Below are 22,602 nucleotides of genomic sequence, written 5' to 3'. Positions count from 1 at the left end.
AGAAAAATTGATAACTAAACTGCTGATATTCGCTTGCGAATAAAAAATTTCTAGTCGAAATTAATATTTCAATTTTATTTGACCCATTGATTGCATTCAATAAAATAGCTATTAGGGTCAAAAAAAGTAAATCCTAAGATTGTATAAGGTGCGCCATCTTTATTTGGATATTCATGTAGGGTAGGTTCTGAGAGAATTCTCACCCCTGGAATATGCTGTAGTTGATTGTAAACCTTAGCCGCGTCCTCAACCATAGATACAAAAACACAATCACCGATATTAAGCCGTTCTTTTTTAGGAATTGGACCAGATAGTGGGGGGTCTTGATATTCGAGTATTCCTAGCATGCCAACATAATCATGATTGGCTTTTAAAATTACCAATCTAGCCCTGTTGGTGCTACCTTTTATACCGGCTGGGAGAGCAATGCCTTGCATTTCTACTATTTCATCATAATGAATCTGCATACCTAAAATACCATGGTAAATCTCAAGGCATGGTTTAATATCATTTACCAACATAGTAACTCTTCTTAAATCAGTGGGAGATTTATTAATATTCATTTAATAATTATACTGTAGTATGCTACAATATTATTATAAATTATAGCTATCATAAAGGAGAAAAATAAATGAAAGTTAATATTAGTAGAAATTTTATATTTTTAGTAAATTCGGTTATTTTATGTATGGTTAGTCAAAGCCACGCAGCAGGCACAAAAAGCAACAGCTTTTTAGAAGAGGTTGTGGTTACTGCCCAAAAAACCAGTGAAAACCAACAATCAGTACCAATTGCAGTAACTGCTGTAACAGGGGAGAGACTTAGAAATTTGAATATTTCTGACACCACACAAATCACTCAACAAATTCCAGGGTTGCAATTAAATACATGGTCTCCTAATGTAACTATATTTAATTTGCGCGGTATTTCTCAGAATAACTTTACCGACAATCTTGAAGCACCTGTCGCAGTGTATTTTGACGATGCATATGTTGCGAGCATTAATGGATTAAGTGGGCAATTGTTTGATATTAAGCGTGTTGAAGTTTTAAGAGGGCCACAAGGGACTTTATTCGGTAGAAATGCAACTGGCGGATTAATACATTATGTCAGTAATTCAGCAGACACCGAAGATTTTAATGGTTATTTTAATATTCAATCTGGCAACTTTGATAACAATAGCATTGAATTGGCTGTTGGTGGTGGTGCATCAGGTGACAGAGCTAGATTTGCCGTTCGTTCTGAAAAATCTAATGGATATGTTTACTCAAAAACAGCAGACCCAGCAATACCAAGAAGTCGAGTGGATATAGGCGGTACTAATGGCATGGCTTTGAAACTTAATGTCCAATCAGATATAACTTCTAGCTTGCTCTTTAATTTTTGGTTAAAGTACTCAAAAGATGATAAAGTTCCCACCGGCGGCTATATTTTTGAACCATGTGCAGCTGATATGGCTGGATTATGTCCAGTAGATAGTTATGGTAGAACAATTGTTACTGGAGTAAATTCAGAACCATGGAAACATTATTCTGAAACTAAAGGATTTCTAAATAGAGATACCACCACAGCGCAATTTAGCTTTACAGAAAAATATAGCGATGAAAGTGTCTTCACATCTATTACTAATGTATTTGACTTAAATAAAAAATACTTTGAAGATGGCGATGCCACTCCATTTTTGTTAGTTAATTTTGGAACAAATGTTTCCTTTAATCAAGTTTCACAGGAAATTCGTTATAACGAAATTAGTGACAAAGTAAGATGGCAGATTGGAGCGTATTTTTTACAAATTAACTCTAAAGGTGGGGCAGATACTATTGCCGCACCTGCTTTTACTGGAGTGTATGCTAGTGGCAGAGCGGCAAATGCATTAACTGGAACTTTTGAAGAACCGACAACCGAACAGACTGAAAATCTTTTTGGCAATGGTTTTGTTGGCGCAGTGGCTTCGGAAAAAATTGACCTAGTTTCACAAAATATATCTGTGTTTGGACAAGCGGAGATTGATATTGCTAGTGATGTTGTTTTGACTTTAGGTTTGAGATTGACACAAGACGATAAAGAAATTGATTGGAAAATATTTTATAAAGATTTAAATAACCCAATTCCATTACTCATTGATTCAAGTGATAATCTAGCAAAGCAAAAAAAGAATGTTGATAAAATATCTTATAGTGATTGGGCTGGAAGATTGGCCTTGGACTGGAAAGTAAGTGATAAAACCCTTGTGTTTGCATCCTTGAATCGCGGGATTAAAGGGGGCAACTGGGCAACAGGTGCGAATCCCAACATAAATGCGTCAACTTTTCGTCATGAACCTGAAAGAATAACTTCACTAGAAGGTGGTTTAAAGACTGATGTAAGCGACCGTGTTAGACTTAACGCAACAATATTTACCTATGATTACAGGGGCTATCAATCTTTTTCATTACCAGGTGGTAATCCTTTTATTAGAAATACTGGCGCTAAGGTTTCGGGAGGGGAAATTGAGCTTTTTGTCAAACCCAATGAAGCTTGGGATATTAGTTTAGGCGCAACTACTTTACGAACTAAAGTGGGGAGGATTTTTGGAACTAATGCAAGTGTAAATGCTAATGGAGTGTACACTGGTGATGCGATCACGAATGCCAGATTGCCAAATGCACCGGATTATTCCTTAAATTATCTTGCCAGTTATTCTTGGAGGGTGTCTGGTTCCGTAATTTCAATTCAATTTGATGGCGTGAGATATGGAGATCAGTATCTGGAAGTGACTAATGGACCAGGTAGTTTTCAGAAAGCGTATACGGTAAATAATTTAAGTTTAAAATTTGAAACTGACAATAACAATCTCTTAATTTCAGTTTGGTCTAAGAATATAACTAATGAAAGATACAAAGTATATTCTTTGGATTTAGGTGTGCTTGGCACGACAACATATTACGCGCCACCAAACACTTACGGAGTTAGCCTTAACTACAAGTTTTAATCGTAGTGTAATTTTATAGAACCCACCACCTTTCCATTGTGGTGGGTTTTTTTATCTTTGCTTTGATTTTAAGAATTCCTGTATTGAACTAAAACCAAGTTCATTAGCCTCAAATAAGCTTTCCAAATGTTCTCGCGAGTTTACAATACCTAATGATTTAATAATCCCTGATTTATCAATTAATACTCCATAGGGTAATTTAGCTACTCCGTAGGTTTTACCAAGTAGCTCAGAAATAACATAGGGAAAAGTCTCAAGCCCATAGGTTGATACAAAGCTCTTATGATCCTGCTCTTTGCCATCACTAGCAATTATAATTTGTAGCCAATCTAATTCTGCTTTTGCTGTAGAGCGAAGAACTGGAAGTAACGTTTTACAAATTGGGCAATCAGGTGATAGAAAAAAAATAAGTTGTGCTTTTAGATTTGGGTGAGTTCCGCCAATAGTGATTAACTCATTGCTTATGGTTTGCAATTGTAGATTGGGGGCAGGTTGTCCAACAACGAGCTGTTTGTTAATTGCCAGTGCCCCAGCTGGCGCTACGCGTTCAAAGAGTATTCCAACTTGCCGAATCATAGCGTAAGTAATTATGGCTAGAATTATCAGGCAAATCCACAAAAAAATATTTGAAATAATTAATATTGTTGTGAAGGTCATCTTAAATATGGTACAGTTGTTTAATTGATACTAATTTATCCATTGATAAATAAAAAATAATAACCAATATAGTTACAGTAACAGTTAACAGTAAGTAATCATAGCCATAGAAAACATTTTCGTGGCTAAAAGAATTAAACAATGAAAGCAAGCATAGACTGACTAAAACAATATTTCTTAATATAGAATACCAACCTACCTTAATAACTGTCGCAGTGCTTCCACAACCACAGGGGTGTGTTTTCTTTTTAAAAATAAATTGAAATGCGATTATGGTTGTGTATGCGACTAGTGTCATGCATGCAAGTACAAATCCATAAAGTCTGGTACTTGCTGGCAATATAGTTACTGTTATGGTAGTTTCTATTCCTATAATAATTACTAGTAGCGTTGTCGCAATATTTATTGGAAGTATCACTCCATACATTGTAAGCACTGAGTGCTGTTCTGAAATGTTAGTTATTTTATGATATGCTGCATTACCAAAAAGCCAAAAGAAAAATAAAGCAACCACATTGCTAATGGTATCTATCGCAATATCCATTAGTAAGCTTTATGGAAAAATAACGGAGTTACATTACCAAAATCTGTTATGGTTTGAATTAGTTTTCCTGCTTCTGGATCAAAAATATCTAAACTTAATTTACCATTTGTAACAATTAATAATGGTTTAGGTCCTCTGGTTACTCCAAGGGATATTGCCCAATCTGGTGTCTGAATGACATTAATTCTTTTTTTTGTTTTTGCATTAAATACCCATATTTGACTTCCCCCATGATTTTGGGTGCCCTCTGCGCTATTTTCATGCATGATAATATAAAAATTTCCTTGTTCATCCTGGTCAATTATACCGAGTCCACTTGGCGCCCATTTTTTATCTTTTTCTTTTTCTGGTATTAAATCCCATTTCCCTAAATAGGTTGGTTCATTTTTAGCAAAGTCGTACATATGGATTAATCCATTAAAACTTGGAAAATAAGCTACGGAATTAATTAACGCTATATGTTCAAAGACAGGAGTTTGATCCGTATCAAAAAATGGCTTAAGTCTTTTTTGACTAACCATTAATCCTTTGTCATTAATCACCGTATTAAGTAATGCTCCGTTGCTACAGATTGAAGCAATGTTTCTAATTCCAGTGGGGTAGGTCAATACACATCCTGGGGTTTCAATCACGCCCACCACTTCTTTTGTATCAAGATTAACTACGGTAAATGAAGCTGCCGGAGTAAAGTTAGCGATGAACAGAAACTTTTCGTCAAGAGAAAGTGTCATATTGTATCGTTCGGGTAGGGCGGTGAGAATCTTTGTAGGAAGCACTAACTCCTTAATTAGATTAAGACTTTGTTTGTCATAGATGGCCAAAATATTTGTTAATTTTCCTCTAGCACCTCTCTCATGAAAAGCCTCGGCAATATAGACCTCCTTTCTATTTTTAGCAGAGACAAAACTTCCAATTAAGTTTTTGTCTAATATTCCTTTGATGCGATTGGCAGGTTTTTTCTCAATGGCGTCTAAAAGTATAACTTTTCCACTAAACATATTAAAAAAGTTTACTTCATCTATATATATCCAACTGCTGGGAAAAACTTTAGGCAATTTTGTTACATTGCCTAAAGCCTCATTGGGTAATGGAGGTAAAGAAGTGTCCATGGTATACTTTTGATCGCTAACGATATCTGAAGCGATTGTAGGTGTGACACCCATCCAAACAGTTAAAGAAAATAATAGTGATACTATTAAGTTTTTGATTTTGTTCATAACTCCATGCCCTATCATTATTTATGCTACCTGTTTAGGCATTTTTATGGCTTGAATAGTGGTAAATTCTTCTAGTCCATGTTGCCCAAACTCTATACCAATTCCTGACTGCTTGACACCGCCAAAAGGCATATTGGGTTGAATTGCGCCATGTTCGTTAATCCAAACGCTACCGCATTCTAATTGAACAGCAAGTTCTTTTGCCTTGGCGAGATTAGAAGACCAGATAGAGCCACCTAATCCAGCTGGGTTGTTATTAGCTTTTGCGATTGCATCGGCGATATCTGTGTACTTAATCACAGGAACAATTGGACCAAATTGTTCTTCATCAACTAACTTAGAGCCGTCTTTAATATTGGCGACAATAGTCGGTTCGAAAAAGTACCCTTCCCCGTCAATTGGTTTACCCCCGCAGAGAAAAGTTCCGCCTGCGGACTCAACACTTTTAGCAAAATCTTTAACTTTTTCAAATTGCATTTTATTTTGGATTGGGCCGAGCTCGACATCCTGCATACCATCACCAACCTTAGTTTTTTTTGCAATACTAACTAGTGCATTACAAACTTTATCATAGATAGATTCATGGACATAGAGTCGTTTGAGACAAGCGCAAGTTTGACCATTGTTATGGAAACAAGCGGTGAATAACGCTGGAGCAATTTTTTCTACATCAACATCGGGCAATACAATTCCGGCATCATTACCACCAAGTTCAAGGGTAAATCTTACCAGGTTTGCCGATGCGCTACTCATAATTTTCTTTCCCGTTGCAATTGATCCAGTGAAGACAATTTTATTAATATCTTTGTGCTGAGTAAGTGTTGCACCAAGGCTATTATCACCAGTGACCACATTTAATACACCTGGGGGTAAAATTTCATTTGCTAATTCTACTAATCTAATAGTTGAAAGTGGAGTTAAAGGAGAAGGTTTCATTACGACCGTATTACCAGCGAGCAAGGCAGGCATGACATGCCATGTAGCAATGAGCAATGGCCAATTCCAAGGTAAGATTGAAACAACTACACCAATTGGTTTTCGGTGTAATTCAATTCTGGTATTGTCGTCATCTTGGACGCATTCAATGGGTAGATTTAGCTCGGCAGTAAAATGGGTCCAAGCAGCAGCGCCCCCAACTTCCATACCTGATCCAATCATATTAAGCCCTTTCATCGGTTTACCAGTTTCTTTAGTAACTAATTCCATGAGTTCAGGCATATTTTTTTCTAGCGCAGCACCAATCGCATGGATTTTTTCCTTACGAACAGCTATTGGGGTTTTGCTCCATTGAGAGAACGCTGCTTTAGCAGCGGCAACTGCTTGATCCACGATCTTAGCATCGGCACTTGAGCAAGTCGCAAAGACTTTTCCGGTGGCTGGGTTTATTATTTCAAAAGTAGTGCTGGTTTGAACAGGTTTACCATTTATTACCATATTAAATTGTTTCATAATTCTCCTTTGTTTGATTATGTAATTTCCTAGTTTTATTGTAGCATAAAAATATTGGATGTCTTAATTATTTTAAATGTTATAATAATAACCATGAAAATAGCTCAAATAGCCAAAAATAGCTCTACTAATGTACTGATTACTTTATTTGCAGTTAGTGTTATCGCTGCTATGGTAAGCATTGAATTACATGCCGAATCTTCCAAGCCAACTTGGAGTAATAGTCTAGTAGTAGATGTACGCACTGAAAATGAGTTTAATGAAAAACATCACCCCGACTCAATCAATGTGCCGTTATCAGAAATTCAAAAAGGTAATATAGATGCTTTTAAGAATACTGATAAAGAATTTATCGTGGTGGTATGTAGGACTGGACAACGCGCAGCTACTGCAATAAAATATCTAGAAAATCAAAATCTGAAGGCCAAGCTAGAGAATTATAGCTCATTTGAGTATCTTTCAACTTTAGAAAAATAAACTTCACTGCCTAGTTCTTGGTACCAGCGATTATTGTCAAAGGCCAATTAAGTTCATAATTCTTATTATCTATACTTTCAAGTGCGATGGCGAGATCTGCAACAAGGGAGTGATTGGTCATTTGCGTGTAATGTTTATGAGCAGACCAAGTAGATAGATATCCAACGATTTGCTCTTTTGTCCAAGATGTACGCATAGTAAAAGATGGAGGAGTTATCCGGGTAAAAGGAAATGGTAAACTGCTGTAACCTGAATCTACCATTTTTCGTGCTGGATCCCAATATGGTTTAATTGTTTTTTTAAAAGCATTAATATGTTGCATAAGGAAGTCGTCACCGCATGTAAACTCTTGATATGAAAATACAACTATTAATCCTGTTGGGGCAAGCACTCTACGAGCTTCAGCGTAAAATTCCTCAAGAGCAAACCAATGAATTGCTTGGGCGACAATAATACAGTCCACGCTACTACTTTGAAGTAAGGTATGTTCGGAGGGTTCGATTCGATATTCAACATTACCAAGCGCAGGTGCGTGAGAAATTTGTTCTAAACTAGAATCTGTTGCGATAACTCTATCAAAGCGGGAAGCGAGTAAAGTAGTAGCCTGACCACTTCCACAAGCACAATCCCAAGCCAACTTGGTCGCATTACAATTATTTGCAATCCAGATAAATAATTCTTCAGGATAGCTTGGTCTAAAACGAGCGTATTGTTGAGCAAGAGATGAGAATAAATCGCGATACATCATTATTTATTCTAGCACTATACTATAAAACTATATACATATTAATTATTAATATTAAAGAAAGGGTATAAAAAACAGATACTAATACTATGAATGAAATAATGATCGGATTATTGATTGGTACTGTCGCGCAGTTATCCGAAATGATTATTGGATTAGGCTACGGAGCAATCTCAAGTTCGGCCCTACTTGCCTTTGGGTTCTCACCAATTATAGTAACAGCATCAGTGCACACTGCAGAAGCTGTCACGCTCGGCGCAACGACATTGCGTTACTACAGAGCCAAATTACTTGAAAAAGGATTAATCAGACGGTTAGTAATTCCTGGTATTATTGGTACTATTATTGGATTTCTTGTTGTGTTATTTATTCCTACCAATATTCTAAAACCGTATATTTGTTTATATCTTGTTTACTTAGGAGTTAGTTTTGTTGTAAGGAAAACTAATGCCCCAAGTGATTCGGTAGAACCTCGATCTAACCAACTTGCTTCTATAGCATTAGTTGGTGGTTTTTTCGATACCGTTGGAGGTGGCGGATGGGGGCCTATAGTAACTGGTAACTTATTGCGATTAGGCTACCAAGCAAAACGAGCTATAGTTGCATCAGTATGCAGCAAGTGGATTATATCCTTTCAATCTGCATTACTTTTTTCAATAGTAACAATTAGTCAAAGTATAAACATTATTATTGGACTTACCATCAGCGGTGTAGCACTCTCTTACTTCGCCCCTAGGTTGAGTGGGTTAATCAAAAATCATGGACTATTAATTAAATTTGTTGGATTATTTGTGATAATTGTAAATCTATACACTTTAAATAAATTGTTACATTTTAACTAGATTAATTATGGACTCTAAACTCTGGCAAATACCTATACCGAAGATACCTGTTAGTGAACTAACTAAAATTTCAGATCAATTGCTGTTAAGAATAGACACCATCGCAAAACAGAGTAAAGTATTATTTGCAATAAGTTTTTCAGCAGAGGATATGGTGCTGTTAGATTACGCGGTTACTGTAAACCAGCCTTGGATGTTTGTTACCTTAGACACAGGTAGATTGCCTGTAGAAACTTTGCAATTTATTCAATTGGTGCAGAAAGAGTACCAAATTAAAATAATCTCTATTCCGCCAGATCAAGAATCAACCATAGCTTTTGTGTCAAATCATGGCGAAAATGGTTTTTATAAAGGCATTGAACAAAAAAATCAATGTTGCCATGCTAGAAAAGTACTCCCGTTATCAAACATTAAAACCCAAGTTCAGGCTTGGGTAACTGGTCAAAGAAGATTACAGTCAACCACCAGAGCAGATATACAATTTGAAGAATTAGAAAGCGGGTCATTGATTAAATTTAATCCGCTCTATGACTGGAGTGAAGAACTTGTCTGGGCGGTTTGTCACTGGAAACAAATACCAATCCACCCTCTATACCGATTAGGCTACCCCAGCATAGGATGCGCACCATGCACAAGAGCGGTGCAATCAGGAGATGATGTCCGAGCAGGAAGATGGTGGTGGCTTTCATCACAACAAAAGGAATGTGGCTTACATAAAAATATAACTATAAATAGAACCTCTATTGATTAGGCAGGCGTAACTGCGACCGTGAAGTGTTAACTAACCTTTCATAAATTATGCATGATTCAATTGGCCAAGTTTTACAATTTTTAATAACGGAAGAGTTATGTTGCATAAAAATATCCTGATGATTAATAAATAATGAAATTAATGTAGGTATGGTGAATAAAAATAAAGGCTGTTTTGGTGCAGTAAAGGACATAGGGAGATTTGATAAAAGTAGCGCATCTGTTTGATGAATAGAATTATCTGATCTAAATGGTAAGTAAGTTTGGTTAGTAAAACTAAATGGTAAGTGGTCTCCAAAAATAAATAATATAAACGGTCTTCGTCTCATACCAATTCTTTGTTTAAGATATTGCAATCCTTTTGCTAAGTGTGTGTCTCTTACAATAAACTCGTTTAAAGAGCATTGTAAAGTAAATGGCATTGCAGAATCAAACTGAGTTAAGAGTTGTTCGGGATGTGTAAAATTGGTACAAGTATGTGGTCCGTGATTTTCAATAGTTGAGATAAATACAAATTGAGGGTAAGTACTTTGTGGCAGACGATCAACAACTGCGTGAAGATAAGCATCGTCGGTTACATTATTCCAACCCAATGGAAAGCCAAGATCTATACCATCTTGTATTTTAGAAATTCCAAAATGATAAAAACCTTGTGCTTGTGAAGAAAATTCTTTAGATTCAAAAGTAAAGGCATAGGTTTGATAATTAAATGATGAAAGGTAGCTAGGAAATCCTTGTCTAACTAGCGCTGATATTTTTCCATGGGGGTCTTCATACGAGAGTGGCTTTAGAGAGGCTGCGCTAATACCACTTAAAATTTCAAATACTGCGGTGTGAGTGCCACCACCGACAGTCGGGACTAGAAGTGTGGTTTTGAAAGTTGTTTTATCATTAAGGACATTAAAACTAGAAATGATTGGATTGGTGTGTTTAAATGTTGATGCAAGATTAAAATGAGACTCTGCTAAAATCATATAAATATCTGGCGCAAATGGCGAAACTCCCCTTGGATTACGCAGGAACGAGTTTGTGTCTTGTCTGATTTGTGATGCGCTCAATTCATTAGTATGATCAGAAGTCAGACTAGTAAGCAATTCTTTGTCTCGCAAATTATTGTTAACCGAATCAAAGATTAAAAAACCAATAGTACCATATTCCTGATGTAACGCTTTCATTTGAGTATTAAAATCATGCGCGGAGTATTTTTGTAATACCATTGCTCTGAACTGTTTTGAGTGTGATCCATAGGTGTTAAAGCAAATATAGACAGCAAATAATCCGTAACAAATTCTCAGCAATGTACCTGCAACTGATAGTACTGTGGTTGGACTATTGTTTATTGGTTTTGTGTGTCGCTTGATTACATATAAAAGGTATACAAATATGGTAATAACAACCAATAGTGTACTTATAATTAAGGCACCGTACCAAGGACCAATTGCATTAAAGAAAATTAATGGAGAGGTGCTCAGTAGCTTTAAATCAGATATGAATAATGGTAAATCAAGCATAGAAACTTTTAGATGCGATGCTATGGTTAAGGCTAACGCTATACTTGCAAACACTAACAAAAATAATAATCCAAATCTTCCTGAAAAAATAAATGAAATAAGAATAGTAAAAAAAATTAGAATAAGAGGATTGGTGTCATCAATTAATACTGTGATACCTGTAAGAAAAAAAATTATTAATGTAAAACAAAAAACGTTTAAGTATGATTTAACTTTCCACCAATGCCATGGTGGCAAAATACTAATGATTATTGCAAATATAAATGATAGAAATATTGATTCGTATAACGATAGAAAACGAATACTATGCCAAAAATGATACCATGCAAATAAAATAGTAAACCATATTAATATCCTCACATTAATAAAATTAACCACAGAGTGATACATAGTTATTTATTCTACCACCATAACAACTCATTAAAATAATTCTACCGATAATAAATTATTTATCGGTTAAAATACAAGAAGTCATATCAATGTGACAAAGCCATCTATGAATACTCATATTTATGTAAATCTTCCTGTGAAGAATTTGGATCGCTCCAAGATGTTTTACACCGCTTTGGGTTTTGCCATTAATCAAAAATTTACAAACCGCTACTCTGTGTGTGTCATAATTTCTGAACATATCTATGCCATGCTTCTATTAGAAAGCTACTACCAACAGTTTTATCCAGGTAAATCAATTATAGATGCGAAAAAAACCTCTGGTGTCGGGCTATGTATATCATTGCCTTCTCGTCATGCGGTAGATGAATTAGCGGAAAAGGCAAAAAATACTGGTGGTAATGTCTATCAGGTACCACTCATGCAAGAGATGAGCAAAACAGACTATGCATATGGTTTATCCATTGAAGATCTCGACGGGCATGTGTGGGAGCCTATGTGGATGGACGAGCAAAAAATGCCTAGTGCGTCCGATCATTGAACTGCCGCGTTATAAATTTCTTGAGAAATATTGGGAAAACAATTGACTCGTCTTTTGGCTGATGAATAAATATAAAGAGTGTTTCGCTCTCGTCATCCCAACAAACAATTTTCTTCTAACCAGGTCATCAAATTCATTAAAGTCTATTTCAGCAAATAGTATTACTGGTGCGGCCTGTCCCTTAAACCTATAAACGGTATCAATAGTAATATCTCCCTTAGTCCATATTGCTTGACTAGATTGATCATAGTTTCCGGTAAATTTAGCTAATTGGAATTGCCCAATGCAGTCTAACTTTAATAAGTGAGATCGCTCTCTCCCATGAAATGTTACTATCGCTATCTGTTCTGGTGTAAATTTATTTTTGAGCAGTGATTCAATCGTCGTTTCGATTTTAGCGCATGTTTCTGCTGGGCTGTTGGTAACTTGAATAATTGGGTCATTACCTTTATACAACGATCTAGACAGAATAGGGGTTGGGGTTAGTTGTAAAGTATTAATGGTGTTGACTATTGCAATTGGACTACGGAAATTATCATGACAAGTGATGTTTACTGCAGGGAAATCAGAAATAATTTTGTTCTTATTAATGTGCTGATCTCTGTCGCCTAGAATATAGCACAGGGTATCTTTTTTACAATTATTGAGCAAAGAGTCAATCCACTCCGTTTCAAAATCTTGATACTCATCAATAATAATGCAACCATATTTACTTAGAAACTGTGGTGCTGTCTCTAAAAAACTATAAAAAGCTAGTGTAAAAGTATCTTGATCGGTAAAGTCAATCTTGCTACGGTTATTTCTATAGCTATCAATACAAAGCTGATGAAAGGTTTGTGCCGTAGCATACTCTTTATTGATGAGAGTTTGTATATGGTCGGCTAGTGCTCTGTTAAAACAAACATAGAGTGAAAGTTGGTTATTCAAAGTGGTATTCTGTATTAATCTTATGGAAAGTTGAGTTTTTCCTGATCCAGCAGTTGCTTGGATCAGATAGCGATTATCTTTATGCGAAATTTTAGGCACCCACATGGCCAAACCTTCCGATAATACCTTGGTTCTTCTTTCTAACAAACCTACCACTGTTGAGACATCAGGAACAAGGTGGAATTTATTTTCAATAAATCGTATGATTTTAGTTCTTTGCTCATAGGGGAGTGCTTTGTGTTTTGTGTTATGCATGATGATAGAGCATAATTTATCTATTTGGCTAGCGTCAATTATTCTTTCTCGCGGAAAGACCGCGGTTTCCTTCGTCACATGACAATCAGGTATGACTAGAAAGCTCTCAATTTTAACTTTAGATAAATCGTGCTTTTGCAAGCGATCTCGCCAGTTGTTGAATTGTGCCTTGACTTGAGAGGTGATATCTTTTGAGCCATTGCTGTATCGTTTGATTAGACCATGCTCATTGGCCTCTACTTCGCCAGCTTTAACTTCTAAGATTGCTAAATGACCGCCTGGTGTTACAATGACGATATCACATTCACGAAAATGAGATTCGTCATTATCAACCACATTGATTAAGACTGAATGAAATACATCATAGCTATGATCTAACCCACTCTTTAAATAGTTAAGAATTTCTACTTCTTTGTATTCGCCCGGAGAAACTGGCTTATAGTCGGTAGGATGGAGTATTGCCATAAGTTTATCTGATTGCAATATAATACAATAATAATTATGGCAAGCCTACAATCAGTTACAAAATGGGAAAGTGAGCATGAAGTCATTGTTTGTGGTGCCGGCGCTGCTGGATGTTCGGCTTCCATCGCTTTGTATGACCTTGACACCAAAATATCACAGTGCATATTAGAAAAAGCACCGGAAAGTGAAAGCGGTGGAAATGCACGGGTCGCAGGCCAGTCATTGTTAATTGTCTCTTCACCTGATGCCATGGCCCAGTATCAAAAAAATATGTCTAAAAGTAATCCTGTCCCAGATGACCTATTGGTATGGTGGGCGAATGAAATGGCTCAATTAGAGACTTGGATAATGCAGATTGCAAAAGACGCCGATCAAGAATACATTCGAAACCCTGGCTTTACCTCCAGAGAAGTAGTTAGGGAATTTCCTGAGCTTGGGGCGGATCAAGCGGTGCGTTATAGTTCTACAATTCTTCCCTTCCCATCTGGCGTCTATCATGCACTGAAGAAAAATGTCTCCAAGAGAAACATTCCAATTACCTACAATGCTCGTGTCGTTGATCTCATACAGGATCCAGATAGTTTAGAAGTGTATGGAGTGGTGGTGCAGGGGATGGCTGGAAAACAATATCATAAAGCCACCAGAGGAGTTATTCTAGCCATGGGTGGCTATGAAGCAAATCTTCAAATGCAACGAGATTATTATGGGCTTGATGGCGTCTATCCACTCGGCACCCCACATAATACTGGTGATGGGATTGTGCTCTTACAAAAAGCCGGTGCGCAGTTATGGCATATGCGTAATAGAGGTCAATCAGGAGGATTGTGGCCAGGAATTAAACTTGCTCATAAACCCACTGCATACTTAAGAAATTTTTTCTTACCCACTTTTTCATGGTTTGATGTTGATGCGCTGGGCAATAGATTTTATCCAGAAACCGAAGACTACTCACGCACCCACTACAAGCAAAAAAAACATGGCGCTTACATTGATACACCCCTTGCTGATGCAACGCCGATCTGGATGCTATTAGATGCTTCTGTACTGCAGGCTGGAAAATTGGTGATTGAGATTATGGGCTGGTCTGGGGTAGTGGATACTGACTACCTATGGTCTGATGATAATCAAAAAGAAATCGCCAACGGGACGATCATTGCAGCGCAATCAATACAAGAGTTGGCTAGCAACATACGGGTGCCCTTCCATAACTTACAAAATACTTTTACCCAGTATCAAGAATCCTGTCGGAATAAAAATGATCCGACGTTTGCTAGAAATCCAGAAACGCTTTTTGCGCTACAAGGGCCACCTTACTATGCGGTGTCCATCGTACCATCCATTGTTTGTACTGGAGGAGGAGGCAAGCGAGATACTAAGTGTCAAGTGTTGGATCATAACAATAAACCTGTTCCCAGGTTGTATGAAGCTGGTGAATTGGGTTCTATGATTTCAGATCTCTATCAAAATGGATCCTATTTAACCGAAGCAATGATAACTGGAAAGCAATCTGCAGCCTCGGTGGCTGTGCAAAAACCTCACCCCTATTAGGAGAACCTATATGTTAGTTAAAACACCAGTAGTTCAACTACAAGTATCATTACAGAAGATAACCTTTACTGAGAACACCCTACATTGGGAAGCGGTTGCCAATGTCATGCCCTGTGCTGTGTCAATTACCGCACCTGAATTACGCTCTCTGCTACGGATAGTACTACGACCTACTAACCTATATCACTTTGTGTTACTTTTGTTTAAGTAATTGATGTATTGTGGAAATAAAAAATCTTTCCACAAGCTATTTCAATAAACCACGTAGCCATCTGATAGCACGCTGAAATATTTTAATATCGTCTCTTAAATTACCCATCCCAGTATTACAAGCTAAACAAATATAACCTCTAATCTTTCCAGTTTTGTGATCATGATCTAATGCTACTGAAGTGTTATTTAAAACAGGTTTTATGCGGTTACAAATTGGGCATTTAAAATTTGACCCTATTTTAGGTTTGGGATTATTTTGAATGAATAATATCTTTAGTTTATGCGGTATTGGTTTTTTCCATTTACGACATTCCTTGCATTCACTTCTTCTAACCAGCCTATCTCCTGATTGAATCTGGTTAATATCAAATTCAGTTTTATCTTTACGTATTCCGCAAGAAGAACATATCTTCTCGTATGCTGGCTCTTTCCGTTTTGCTTTGTCGTACCCCCCTTTTAAGGCCATTTATTCTTTCCTTTGCATAGGTAATATATTGATGGTTTATCTCACTCCCTAGATAATTTCTATTGTGTATTATACTCATTTTAGCTGTGGTACCTGATCCCATAAATGGGTCATAGACTATTTCATTTTCATTACTCCAGGAGAGGATATGATCCTCTGCTAATTTCTCTGGAAAAATAGCAGGATGTTTAAAGGCAATATCATCTTTAGTGCTGTGCCCTTTACCAACGTTATATTCCCAAACATTTGTTCTTCTGCCGAATTTAGTATAGCCATTTCTTTTCATATTTTTAAGTGTTCCATCAAACAGTCTTTTTGTGCCATTATCCCCATCTCTTTTATCTTTATTTTCTCTGTCATGGAGGATATGTATTGTTTTAGGTTTTCCTTTGCTGAAAACAAACATATATTCAAATGTCTGCCAATATCCTTTATTGTTGCCACAGGCCCCTCTAGGTTTTTTAAGATAAATCATCGTATCAAATAAATTAAATCCTATTTCCTTAAAATACAAGGCATGTCTAAAAGATGTTCCAGTTTCATTAAAGTTTTTTGTCTGGTCTCCTATAATCCAAACTACTACCCCGCCTTCCTTGGTGACTCTATATAGAGATGTTGCTATTTCTTGGAATTGAAAACTATGATTTCCGTTATAACTACGCATATCATCATAGGGTGGAGATGTTATTGTCATATCAATAAAACCATCAGGAATGTGCTTCATAGTTTCTGTACAACACTGCTCGTAAATTGTATTAATGTTAATCATTACTAGTATTTAATGTTCTTATATTATCACAAATGTATATCTTGATTTTAAAATAGGTGAATCGCTGCTACCACTACTCCCCATACCTGACAATCAGATTCTTCGTTCATAGTAATCGGTGGATAGTGTCCGTGCTCGGGCGAGCATTCAGCCATGAGCGTTACTAAATCGTCCCGACGGTGTAGGCGTTTTACCGCAAATTCGCCATTGATGACTGCAACTACTATGGTATTGGAGCGAGACTCAAGTGAGCGATCCACAATAAGAATATCTCCAGAATGAATACCAGCAAGGGTCATAGAGTTACCTTGCACGCGCACAAAGAATGTTGCAGAGGGGTGCTTAATCAGAAGTTGGTTGAGATCAAGCATGGTCTCAAGATAGTCATGAGCAGGTGAAGGAAATCCTGCATGTACCGTAGTAGCAAAGAGTGGTAGTGTGAAGGGTGAATGCTTGATCGTAGTGTCCATAACGCTATGGTTATGATGAGATGGTGAGGAGCTCATTCCAGCGTGAAGTGTAACGAGGTGAGCGATGTGCTTGTTTCATGTACCAAGGTTTTCCCAGTCCCTCTGAGGCGAATTGTAGTTTGCCCTGGATAGTGGATCGGTTATGACGGTCAATAACTTCCATGAGTCTTTTTTGTCGCGGGTGATTATTGTTAGGAGTAAAAAGATCCAGTGGTGCACATGATTGTGGACAAAGGTCATAGACAATAACCCCACATGATTTATATAAGACGCCTTTACGATATAAAGCACCTATTAATTGCATGGCAACCGCTACCAGTGATGGGGTGTAGGAGCTAGGAGGAGTAACCGCAGCAATTGCTTCACGGTAGTAGAAAGATTCCTTCTTAAATGGGCTGGACTCTATATACACCCGTATGTGTCCTGCCAGAGATTCTTGCTCACGCAACTTCTCGGCACAACGACTCGTGTAGGCACTGACAGCTTCTTGCACTTCATGGAGTGCGCTTACTTCTCGCCCAAAGGTGCGAGTGGTGGCAATGGCCTGTTTGTCAGGAGCGACCTCCTCAAGCAGCACACATGGCTCACCTCGTAGTTCTCGTACCGTGCGTTCAGTTACTACGCTAAGTGACTTTCGTATCCACGGCAGAGGAGCGTCTCTCAGTTCCCGAGCATTAGTAATGCCATGACGATCTAAGAACTCAGTCTTACTTTTGCCGATGCCCCAAATTTTTTCACAAGCCAATTTCTCTAAAGCCTTTGCGCAACGACTAGCATCGTCAAGCACGCAGACTCCTTCGCTACTTTGTTTTGCATAGTGAGTCGCTACCTTAGCCAAGGTTTTAGTAGCGCCAACCCCAACGGATACTGGTATGCCAGTATCTTTTTCAACTTTTTTACGCATAGCTGAAGCATGGGTAGTGAGATCAGCGCTAGCAATGTCACCAAACCAAAGAAACGCCTCGTCTATGGAATAGATTTCCATAGCGCTAGTCCATGCGCTCAATGTCTGCATGACCCGTCTAGACATATCTCCATACACCACAAAATTAGCAGAGTATACTTGCACCTTTTCTCTACGAACTAGATCACGGAACTTAAACATTGGCGCACCCATTGCGATACCAAGTGCCTTTGCTTCTGCAGAACGAGAAATAGCACAACCATCGTTATTAGATAATACCACCACAGGCCTACCCCACAGCTTAGGGTTAAACACTCGTTCACAAGAGACATAAAAATTATTACAATCAACCAGTGCAAACATAACTCTAGTTTATCATAATATAATTGTACTTGTACAATTATAAAAGTACAATAATTGTATTTCATGTAAACTATACTCATGGCCATCCAAGATTCATTGAGCAAACAAATACTTGCTGAAGTTAAACGAAATAATGGTAGTACGCTCTCTGGAGTGCAACGAAAACTTAAATTACCCTATCGTTCTTCGGTGCAGTACCATTTGAATCGTTTAGTAATGCAGGGCATGATCTATAAAGATGGTTTTACCTACTACTTCAATAGTGAGCAAGAGAGATTTTTTACCAAGCTCCCGTATTATGGTTTAGTGCAAGCCGGGAGCAGAGATATAATTCGTTATCATCAGCGACCTGATGAGTATCTACCCATTCCTACGCAGCAGCTCCCTACTCATCCAAAACATCTTATGTTGTTTAAAGTACGGGGCGATTCAATGACTCCTACCATAGAGGAAAGCTCCTTAGTGCTTTGTAGACGCTATGTCAAAGGCGAGCCGATATCCGACAAGCAAATTCTCATTGCAGAACATAAAGGCAGTTTAAAGATCAAGCGATTTCTCTTGTTAGCAGATCATGGATTGCTGATATCTGATAATGCTCGTAAATATGATCCAATTCCATTTATCGATGAGACAATAAACATCATCGCCATGTATCTTAAGCAGATTGGCTAAACTATTTTTTACAACGCTTACCTATTGAAGTAAGCAAGCATTCTGTGCTTTCAATTGTAGATTCAAAGAAGGAAGTAAGCTGGGCGACAAATTTATTATAGCCAGAAGCCTTTTTATTTTTATACACAATTTTTACGGAAGCAGACTCTGGAATTTCAAATGGAAGACGAACGATTGGTGTAGGAGTAGTTGGTTCTGGAGCAACAGGTGGGGTAGGAATAATGATTGGTGTAGGAATTGGTGTAGGAATAATGATTGGTGTAGGAATAGTTGGTATTATTGGTGTTTGATAAAAAGCAAGATTGACACCACTAGCTGATATTGTAGTGAATTGATAGAAGTCATCTGAGGTTAGCGATGTCCCTGTTCTCCTAGTGTCATTTTCATATATGTGTGAAACAAAGTTATTACTAGTTATATAGAACCAAGCATTCTGGCTGTAACTGTAGGTTCGTGGCTCTGGTCCAAATAAACGAAGTTCAGTTTCATTTATTTGTGAGAAGAGCAAGCCATGATAAAAACTAGACTGATAATACGGGTTATTGTGCCCAAAGTTTGCAACATGAATAGGGTTTAGAGAGGTGCCTATTTGTCCATTAGGGGCTCGTAAGATAATTCCAGGTGCACTAATATAACTGTTTGGGTTGGTTGGATTTGCTAAAATACTTCCTGTTCTTGCTGTTAATCCAATTACACCTGAATAAACAATATCAGCAGTAGGTAGAATTATGTTTCCACTTGATTGTGTGAGTGAGAAAACATTTCCATCCTTAATTATTACGCCGAGGTTTGTAGTGCCTGCGTATACAAGATTTTCTATAAATCGTATGACATTATCATGTAGTTCAACATGGGCCCCACCTTGAGATGAGGATATTAAAAAGGAACGAAAATTGTTACTTGTATCGGTGTAGCTGGTTTCGCTTGAAGAGATCTTCAGAGGAGCATCAAGACTCCCAACTGCATTCTTAGCTACCAACCATAATCTTGGGCTCAACACAGTTCCTGTGCCTGTGATACTGCCAGTTGTAGAGTAGAGTCTGATAGCATTGCCGCTAATTGATGCGTTGACAGCTATGGAACCATTTTGTGCGACTAGGACAAATTTATTAAATGGTAAATTAAGATTTGCTTCAAGATTAATTGAACCATTGTTTTGGACAAGGTACAGCTCATAGTTTTTATTCGTCCTTGAGTCGTTCAAAATGGCGTCTAAGAATGGTTTAATTTCATCTTCATGTTGCAGATATACTGCTGAGTGCCATGGCACAGATATTTTTAGCGTTATGGGTAGATCTATTCCACCTCCAATTACATCAACTCTTTGCGGGGTCAGTCTTAATGGATGAGTAGCGCTACCAATATCGGAGTCACAGAACTGATTCCACCACAATGGTAAATTTTCTGTTGTATCTAAAGTTAAGTCTAAACTGGAAATCGAACCAGTAAGTTCTGAAAAACTTCTAGCTTTAAGTGTAAGTACTTCAGTGGCAAAAGCTACATTGTTAATATTGTAGTAGGTCCCACCGCTACCTGCGATGTTTCCATTTTTAATGTTAATAGTTAATGCTGCGGTGCTTGGGTTAACCACAAAGTCAGCAATAAAATCACCATATGTTTGCGTTACGGAGAGCGTCCATGAAATTGAGTTGGTTAGAATATCAGCAATCTTGGAGTATCGCTCAACATAGATATCTCCTGAGATAGAAGACAGAGTCAAAGATTCAAAATTGTTCTGACGCGTGCTTGCGTAAAAAGAGGAACTGCCAATTTTAATTGGTTTAAGTGCAGTGCCAAGTGAGCCAGCATTTGATTCGCCTGGGGAAGTGTTGAGGAGTGGTTGCGCTTTTAAGGAAAGGTTAGGTGATAACAGAATAAAATCACTTGAATTATCGGCAACATATATATAGTTTGCTGAAATAGTTAATGCGTCTGAGGCATAAATAGTCCCCGATCCAAAAACGGTTCCATAAGGAGCACCGATAGTTGCAGATGAAACATTACTAGTAATTGCGCTGTAATTGATTGAGCCTTGATCAGAAAAAATATCTATTTCTGCATTAGATAACTGTACTGTGGCGTTAAGAGTTATTGATTGTTTTGCGAAAATACTTAATGCGGATGTGACAGGAGGATGTTCGGAATCGGTGCGAAGAGATCCAGAAATTTGAATTGTCTGTGCGTATAGCGCGGTCTCTACTGCTTGGATTGTACCTGCTAGCGTCATTGAGCTAAACGGAGCAGTAGTATCAACAACCAATCTATTTTCTTGCTCATTCCATTGCACATTCGCCCTGCTAGTGGCAGCCACTATAAAACTATGTGCCGATACCGATGAATTGATACCAAAATAAAAGCCATTGGCATTAAGGAGAACAATCCTACCATTGGCAGTGATTGTTCCTAATATTTGTGAGGGGTTCTGATCGAGGATATTATTTATTAATAATGATTGACTGCTAGGCTGACGAAAGTCAACTTGTTGATTCTGGTCTATATTAAAATTACTCCACGCAATTTCAGCGTTATTTGATTGCTGGTTTACTGTTACTTTGTTTGCAACACTTGTGTCAACTGTGACAGTACCTGTGGTTATGCTATCAAAGACTGGGGTTGCGGAAAGTGAGATGGATTGCAAGCTTAAAACGGCAAAAGCAATAAACATGTTACTTTTACTGCTTATGAACTTGTCCATCTAGTCATTTTACCATTAAATTGACCCCCTTTTTTTGTAATTTTAGTACGCTTACTAAAAATCAGATTAGCGTAATTTTAGTATATAATTGAAGAAAAGCATGAGATTTATTAGCAAAAATATGGGTAAAAAGGACAGATTAATGCGTTTATTTGTAGGTATTATTTTTCTGATTGCTAGCGTATATTTATCCAGTTATATATTTTTACTCATAGCGTTGTTCTGTTTTTTTCAGGCTATGTTTTCATGGTGTCTTTATCATGCACTAACAGGAAAGAACACTTGCCCTTTGCGTGAATAGTTGCTTAAAAAAACATTTCCATTGAAAAAGATTTTTATTTATTTAATCGTCTTGGTAATACTATCATTAGCATATCTAACTGTATTGAAAGTTGGGATTTCTTCGCTGACTGGTGGCGGATCAATTTCAGACATCGCAAAAAAAACAATTTCTGAAATTGGCTTAGAAAATCCTGCAACTATATCAACCAAAATAATTGACAAATTTGATCATGAGGGAGAAGTGCATGAATCTGCCAGCGATACTGATAGCATATTTAGTAATGGTTCTGATTCTCGTATTGAGCTTGATAAGCCATTTACCAGCAACCAACTCAGCCACTTACTTCAATTAAGAATTATAGATGGGTACGCAAAAAATTCAACTGAAATAATTTTTTATAAAAACAATAAGACGCTTTATAAACGAAACATACTGGTTGCAGATACCTGCTGTAACTGAGTGAAACTAAAGTAGTACA

General features: G+C 37.4%; 22 protein-coding genes. 10 read left to right on the top strand and 12 right to left on the bottom strand.

Annotation, left to right across the window (positions count from 1 at the left end; genetic code table 11):
* Positions 1–74: 74 nt before the first annotated feature.
* Entirely contained in the window at positions 75–563 is a 489-nt protein-coding gene (locus QM538_03190) for a hypothetical protein (GenBank protein ID MDI9347486.1), read from the bottom strand.
* Between the two features lie 68 nt (positions 564–631).
* Here QM538_03190 and QM538_03185 point away from each other — a divergent pair, with 68 nt between their 5' ends.
* Complete coding sequence (locus QM538_03185; GenBank protein MDI9347485.1) at positions 632–2,971, top strand: TonB-dependent receptor; 2,340 nt, start codon at positions 632–634, stop codon at positions 2,969–2,971.
* A 51-nt stretch (positions 2,972–3,022) separates the two neighbouring features.
* Here QM538_03185 and QM538_03180 read toward each other — a convergent pair whose 3' ends face one another.
* From QM538_03180 to QM538_03165, 4 genes are all read right to left on the bottom strand, one after another.
* The gene (locus QM538_03180; GenBank protein ID MDI9347484.1) at positions 3,023–3,547 is read right to left on the bottom strand and encodes a redoxin domain-containing protein; all 525 of its coding nucleotides are present in this window, start codon (positions 3,545–3,547) and stop codon (positions 3,023–3,025) included.
* Between the two features lie 82 nt (positions 3,548–3,629).
* Entirely contained in the window at positions 3,630–4,172 is a 543-nt protein-coding gene (locus QM538_03175; protein MDI9347483.1) for a MauE/DoxX family redox-associated membrane protein, read from the bottom strand.
* Positions 4,172–5,389, bottom strand: coding sequence for an amine dehydrogenase large subunit (locus tag QM538_03170; GenBank protein MDI9347482.1), 1,218 nt, complete (start codon positions 5,387–5,389; stop codon positions 4,172–4,174). The genes QM538_03175 and QM538_03170 overlap by 1 nt, the downstream gene beginning before the upstream one ends.
* A gap of 21 nt (positions 5,390–5,410) precedes the next feature.
* The gene (locus tag QM538_03165) at positions 5,411–6,838 is read right to left on the bottom strand and encodes an aldehyde dehydrogenase family protein (protein MDI9347481.1); all 1,428 of its coding nucleotides are present in this window, start codon (positions 6,836–6,838) and stop codon (positions 5,411–5,413) included.
* Between the two features lie 93 nt (positions 6,839–6,931).
* On the opposite strand from QM538_03165, the gene QM538_03160 reads away from it, so the two are divergent.
* Positions 6,932–7,315, top strand: a complete 384-nt coding sequence (locus QM538_03160) for a rhodanese-like domain-containing protein (protein ID MDI9347480.1) — start codon at positions 6,932–6,934, stop codon at positions 7,313–7,315.
* 10 nt (positions 7,316–7,325) lie between these two features.
* Here the strand turns inward: QM538_03160 and QM538_03155 are convergent, their stop codons facing one another.
* Entirely contained in the window at positions 7,326–8,063 is a 738-nt protein-coding gene (locus QM538_03155) for a class I SAM-dependent methyltransferase (GenBank protein ID MDI9347479.1), read from the bottom strand.
* A gap of 86 nt (positions 8,064–8,149) precedes the next feature.
* Between QM538_03155 and QM538_03150 the strand changes: the two genes are divergently transcribed.
* Positions 8,150–8,902, top strand: a complete 753-nt coding sequence (locus QM538_03150; GenBank protein MDI9347478.1) for a sulfite exporter TauE/SafE family protein — start codon at positions 8,150–8,152, stop codon at positions 8,900–8,902.
* 7 nt (positions 8,903–8,909) lie between these two features.
* The gene (locus QM538_03145) at positions 8,910–9,653 is read left to right on the top strand and encodes a phosphoadenylyl-sulfate reductase (protein MDI9347477.1); all 744 of its coding nucleotides are present in this window, start codon (positions 8,910–8,912) and stop codon (positions 9,651–9,653) included.
* On the opposite strand, the gene QM538_03140 is transcribed toward QM538_03145, so the two are convergent.
* The gene (locus tag QM538_03140) at positions 9,643–10,827 is read right to left on the bottom strand and encodes a sulfatase-like hydrolase/transferase (protein MDI9347476.1); all 1,185 of its coding nucleotides are present in this window, start codon (positions 10,825–10,827) and stop codon (positions 9,643–9,645) included. The two genes, QM538_03145 and QM538_03140, sit on opposite strands and share 11 nt — an antisense overlap.
* Positions 10,828–11,035: 208 nt before the next feature.
* Between QM538_03140 and QM538_03135 the strand changes: the two genes are divergently transcribed.
* On the top strand, positions 11,036–11,482 hold the full coding sequence (locus tag QM538_03135; protein MDI9347475.1) for a hypothetical protein: 447 nt from the start codon (positions 11,036–11,038) through the stop codon (positions 11,480–11,482).
* A gap of 216 nt (positions 11,483–11,698) precedes the next feature.
* Positions 11,699–12,094, top strand: coding sequence for a hypothetical protein (locus QM538_03130; GenBank protein ID MDI9347474.1), 396 nt, complete (start codon positions 11,699–11,701; stop codon positions 12,092–12,094).
* Positions 12,095–12,103: 9 nt separating this feature from the next.
* Here the strand turns inward: QM538_03130 and QM538_03125 are convergent, their stop codons facing one another.
* Positions 12,104–13,741: an AAA family ATPase gene (locus QM538_03125; protein MDI9347473.1), complete on the bottom strand. Its 1,638-nt coding sequence runs from the start codon at positions 13,739–13,741 to the stop codon at positions 12,104–12,106.
* Between the two features lie 36 nt (positions 13,742–13,777).
* Here QM538_03125 and QM538_03120 point away from each other — a divergent pair, with 36 nt between their 5' ends.
* Both QM538_03120 and QM538_03115 read left to right on the top strand, forming a co-directional pair.
* On the top strand, positions 13,778–15,289 hold the full coding sequence (locus QM538_03120) for an FAD-binding protein (GenBank protein MDI9347472.1): 1,512 nt from the start codon (positions 13,778–13,780) through the stop codon (positions 15,287–15,289).
* A gap of 10 nt (positions 15,290–15,299) precedes the next feature.
* Positions 15,300–15,500: a hypothetical protein gene (locus tag QM538_03115; protein ID MDI9347471.1), complete on the top strand. Its 201-nt coding sequence runs from the start codon at positions 15,300–15,302 to the stop codon at positions 15,498–15,500.
* 385 nt (positions 15,501–15,885) lie between these two features.
* Here the strand turns inward: QM538_03115 and QM538_03110 are convergent, their stop codons facing one another.
* The 3 genes from QM538_03110 to QM538_03100 are packed head-to-tail and all read right to left on the bottom strand — an operon-like array spanning position 15,886 to position 18,474.
* Positions 15,886–16,737: a site-specific DNA-methyltransferase gene (locus tag QM538_03110; GenBank protein ID MDI9347470.1), complete on the bottom strand. Its 852-nt coding sequence runs from the start codon at positions 16,735–16,737 to the stop codon at positions 15,886–15,888.
* A gap of 47 nt (positions 16,738–16,784) precedes the next feature.
* Positions 16,785–17,243, bottom strand: coding sequence for a translesion error-prone DNA polymerase V autoproteolytic subunit (gene umuD, locus QM538_03105; GenBank protein ID MDI9347469.1), 459 nt, complete (start codon positions 17,241–17,243; stop codon positions 16,785–16,787).
* Complete coding sequence (locus QM538_03100) at positions 17,218–18,474, bottom strand: Y-family DNA polymerase (protein MDI9347468.1); 1,257 nt, start codon at positions 18,472–18,474, stop codon at positions 17,218–17,220. The genes umuD and QM538_03100 overlap by 26 nt, the downstream gene beginning before the upstream one ends.
* 78 nt (positions 18,475–18,552) lie before the next feature.
* Here QM538_03100 and QM538_03095 point away from each other — a divergent pair, with 78 nt between their 5' ends.
* The gene (locus tag QM538_03095; protein ID MDI9347467.1) at positions 18,553–19,146 is read left to right on the top strand and encodes a S24 family peptidase; all 594 of its coding nucleotides are present in this window, start codon (positions 18,553–18,555) and stop codon (positions 19,144–19,146) included.
* Between the two features lies 1 nt (position 19,147).
* On the opposite strand, the gene QM538_03090 is transcribed toward QM538_03095, so the two are convergent.
* Positions 19,148–21,841 (bottom strand): filamentous hemagglutinin N-terminal domain-containing protein, encoded by a 2,694-nt coding sequence (locus QM538_03090; protein ID MDI9347466.1) that lies wholly within the window; start codon positions 21,839–21,841, stop codon positions 19,148–19,150.
* Positions 21,842–22,163: 322 nt separating this feature from the next.
* Between QM538_03090 and QM538_03085 the strand changes: the two genes are divergently transcribed.
* Entirely contained in the window at positions 22,164–22,583 is a 420-nt protein-coding gene (locus QM538_03085) for a hypothetical protein (protein ID MDI9347465.1), read from the top strand.
* Positions 22,584–22,602 lie beyond the last annotated feature (19 nt).

It is taken from the genome of Candidatus Methylacidiphilales bacterium (assembly GCA_030054035.1).
Classification (GTDB): Bacteria; Pseudomonadota; Gammaproteobacteria; order JASGCS01; family JASGCS01; genus JASGCS01.
This window is presented reverse-complemented; position numbering and strand designations above follow the sequence as displayed.

Coding starts and splice junctions, on each gene's coding strand:
- umuD (MDI9347469.1), bottom strand. CDS start 17,243: ATGAGCTCCTCACCATCTCATCATAACCATAGCGTTATGGACACTACG.
- QM538_03100 (MDI9347468.1), bottom strand. CDS start 18,474: ATGTTTGCACTGGTTGATTGTAATAATTTTTATGTCTCTTGTGAACGA.
- QM538_03095 (MDI9347467.1), top strand. CDS start 18,553: ATGGCCATCCAAGATTCATTGAGCAAACAAATACTTGCTGAAGTTAAA.
- QM538_03140 (MDI9347476.1), bottom strand. CDS start 10,827: ATGAAAGCGTTACATCAGGAATATGGTACTATTGGTTTTTTAATCTTT.
- QM538_03110 (MDI9347470.1), bottom strand. CDS start 16,737: ATGATTAACATTAATACAATTTACGAGCAGTGTTGTACAGAAACTATG.
- QM538_03115 (MDI9347471.1), top strand. CDS start 15,300: ATGTTAGTTAAAACACCAGTAGTTCAACTACAAGTATCATTACAGAAG.
- QM538_03145 (MDI9347477.1), top strand. CDS start 8,910: ATGGACTCTAAACTCTGGCAAATACCTATACCGAAGATACCTGTTAGT.
- QM538_03160 (MDI9347480.1), top strand. CDS start 6,932: ATGAAAATAGCTCAAATAGCCAAAAATAGCTCTACTAATGTACTGATT.
- QM538_03170 (MDI9347482.1), bottom strand. CDS start 5,389: ATGAACAAAATCAAAAACTTAATAGTATCACTATTATTTTCTTTAACT.
- QM538_03165 (MDI9347481.1), bottom strand. CDS start 6,838: ATGAAACAATTTAATATGGTAATAAATGGTAAACCTGTTCAAACCAGC.
- QM538_03175 (MDI9347483.1), bottom strand. CDS start 4,172: ATGGATATTGCGATAGATACCATTAGCAATGTGGTTGCTTTATTTTTC.
- QM538_03120 (MDI9347472.1), top strand. CDS start 13,778: ATGGCAAGCCTACAATCAGTTACAAAATGGGAAAGTGAGCATGAAGTC.
- QM538_03090 (MDI9347466.1), bottom strand. CDS start 21,841: ATGGACAAGTTCATAAGCAGTAAAAGTAACATGTTTATTGCTTTTGCC.
- QM538_03185 (MDI9347485.1), top strand. CDS start 632: ATGAAAGTTAATATTAGTAGAAATTTTATATTTTTAGTAAATTCGGTT.
- QM538_03190 (MDI9347486.1), bottom strand. CDS start 563: ATGAATATTAATAAATCTCCCACTGATTTAAGAAGAGTTACTATGTTG.
- QM538_03150 (MDI9347478.1), top strand. CDS start 8,150: ATGAATGAAATAATGATCGGATTATTGATTGGTACTGTCGCGCAGTTA.
- QM538_03125 (MDI9347473.1), bottom strand. CDS start 13,741: ATGGCAATACTCCATCCTACCGACTATAAGCCAGTTTCTCCGGGCGAA.
- QM538_03135 (MDI9347475.1), top strand. CDS start 11,036: ATGGTAATAACAACCAATAGTGTACTTATAATTAAGGCACCGTACCAA.
- QM538_03180 (MDI9347484.1), bottom strand. CDS start 3,547: ATGATTCGGCAAGTTGGAATACTCTTTGAACGCGTAGCGCCAGCTGGG.
- QM538_03155 (MDI9347479.1), bottom strand. CDS start 8,063: ATGATGTATCGCGATTTATTCTCATCTCTTGCTCAACAATACGCTCGT.